At 69.1% G+C, this 2002-nt stretch carries 4 protein-coding genes; 3 read left to right on the top strand and 1 reads right to left on the bottom strand.

All coding sequences use genetic code 11. The annotated features are described in order from the left end of the window. Both VNS22_RS07830 and VNS22_RS07825 read left to right on the top strand, forming a co-directional pair. A partial coding sequence (locus VNS22_RS07830) for a putative zinc-binding metallopeptidase (protein ID WP_325731280.1) occupies positions 1-330 on the top strand: 330 nt, incomplete at its 5' end. Between the two features lie 313 nt (positions 331-643). Next, positions 644-1084, top strand: coding sequence for a hypothetical protein (locus VNS22_RS07825; RefSeq protein WP_325731278.1), 441 nt, complete (start codon positions 644-646; stop codon positions 1082-1084). A gap of 23 nt (positions 1085-1107) precedes the next feature. Here VNS22_RS07825 and VNS22_RS07820 read toward each other — a convergent pair whose 3' ends face one another. Next, on the bottom strand, positions 1108-1296 hold the full coding sequence (locus VNS22_RS07820; protein WP_325731276.1) for a hypothetical protein: 189 nt from the start codon (positions 1294-1296) through the stop codon (positions 1108-1110). A 355-nt stretch (positions 1297-1651) separates the two neighbouring features. Between VNS22_RS07820 and VNS22_RS07815 the strand changes: the two genes are divergently transcribed. After that, on the top strand, positions 1652-2002 hold a 351-nt coding region (locus tag VNS22_RS07815; protein WP_325731274.1), incomplete at its 3' end, for a DUF6152 family protein.

The raw sequence follows: 2002 nt of genomic DNA, 5'->3' as shown, positions 1-2002 counted from the left end.
TATGCCACGACCCATCCCTGGGAAGACTTCGCCGAGACCTGGACCCATTACCTGCACATCGTCGACACGCTGGAGACCGCGGCGGCCTTCGGCCTGAAGGTCGATCCCAAGGCCGGCGACGACGACCTGCTGTCGGCCGAGATGGACGACGTGAAGGCGACGCGTGCGCGGCACGTCCAGGAGCTGATCGACGCCTGGCTGCCGCTCACCTTCGCGGTCAACAGCCTGAACCGCTCGATGGGCCAGCCGGACCTCTACCCCTTCGTCCTTTCCCCGGCGGTGATCGAGAAGCTGGGCTTCATCCACGACCTGGTGCAACGCAAGATCTGAGCAGGTCCAGCTGCCGGCGCGCTGGTGCCGGCAGCTGCGGCGCCGTTGCTGGGCAGCATCCGGATTTGCAGCGGCCGGCCCGCCGATGAATTCCCCAAAGATCTTCAGTGTAATACCGTCGCCATTTTCTGGGAATGGGCGTGGCCACGCCTCTGGCTTGTGTTCAAGGGTTGCTTGGAACGATTCTATGCTGGGTGCGACTTTCGGTACGGCCGGCTTGCCACCGGCAGGACTGCTGGGCTACCTGGGGAATGTTTCACGCGCTGGAGCTTGAACGGCCGGGTCTCGCGGCAGAGACCGGCAAAGGGGACGCATGGTTGTGCTGGCGACGAGTGCATATGACCCGACCGAGCAGGTGGTGCTCTGGTGCCTGCGGCGGCAGGCGGAGGGTGGTGCGGATGCCGAGCGGGCAATCCGCCGCAACCTGAGCCATGGCGGCGCTACCGGCCATGGCCAGCGCTGCTTCTGCGCCCTGCAGGCGCTGCAGCGGGCGCTGGCCGCCTATGGCCGCCGCCGGCTGCAGTTCGCCGAGGTCGGTGCCGGGACGGTGACCGCGGACGAGGCAGCACTCTTGGGCCTGCTGCACGCCGAGCAGACGGGCGACGAGGCCGAGATCGACAGCCGGCTCTGCTGGCTGGTGCGCCGCGAGGGGCGCTGGCAGTGCCGCGAGGCGCTCGGGCGGCTGCTGGATGCCCTGACCGCCGCCTATCCCGATGTGGCGGCGCCGCAGGCGGCGGCTGGCCCGGCCGCCTGAGGCGCAGGCCCATCGATGCCTGCCTAGCCCGCCTGGGCCACCCGCTCCGGCTCGCCCGCGGTCTTGGGCTGGTACTCGCCGCACCAGTCCTGCGCGGCGGTCACCGGCCACAGGGTCTGCTTGCCCTGGCTGCTGTTGACCGGCAGCGGCGCGTTGCGCCGGCACTGGGTCTCCGGCTTGTGCCAGAAGCGGCAGGAATTGCACGTCGACATGGCCTGTTCCTTTCGGATGAGGCGATGGTCTGGAATGATTCCAGATAGCATCCCCGCCGACCCCTGCCAGGGGGAACGTGCGCGGTAAAAGCGGGAACGCTGCCGCCGGCAGTCGTGCTATGCTGGGGAGTGGCCCCGCTTGCACGGGACCGTCTGGCGCTTGCACATGTGCGATGACGAAACGAACCCGAGAACACGGCGCCTTTCAACGGCTTGGAAAGTTTCGACACGGCCGATGGCGCCCGGCCCGGGCTTTTCCCCGGCGACGGCGCGCCCTAGTTCCAGGAGGGTGCGACGGATTCGCCGCCGGGCCCGGCGCCACGGTCCGTCACCAGGGGCTTCGGGGGATCTGGCTATGTCGCTGTGCATCGGTTCGACCGGACGTCGCGTCCTGCTCGCCGCACTCCTCGCCACCGGGGCGGGCCTTGCCGCCGGCCTGCCGGCCGTGGCCCATCACGGCTGGTCCTGGGCCGAGGGCGAGCAGGTGACGCTCGAGGGCACCATCCGGTCCATCTCGATGTCGCCGCCGCATCCGGTTCTCCAGGTCGAGGCTGCCGACGGCGTGGTCTGGCAGGTCGACCTCGGCAACCCGCGCCAGACCGAGCGTTCCGGCTTCACCGGCGACACTGCCGAGCCCGGCGACGCGATCACCGTACTGGGCAATCGCTCCAAGGATCTGGACGACATGCACATGAAGGCGGTGCGC

Origin of the sequence: Geminicoccus sp., assembly GCF_035556675.1 — a bacterium.
In the GTDB taxonomy this organism is placed as follows: Bacteria; Pseudomonadota; Alphaproteobacteria; order Geminicoccales; family Geminicoccaceae; genus Geminicoccus.
This window is presented reverse-complemented; position numbering and strand designations above follow the sequence as displayed.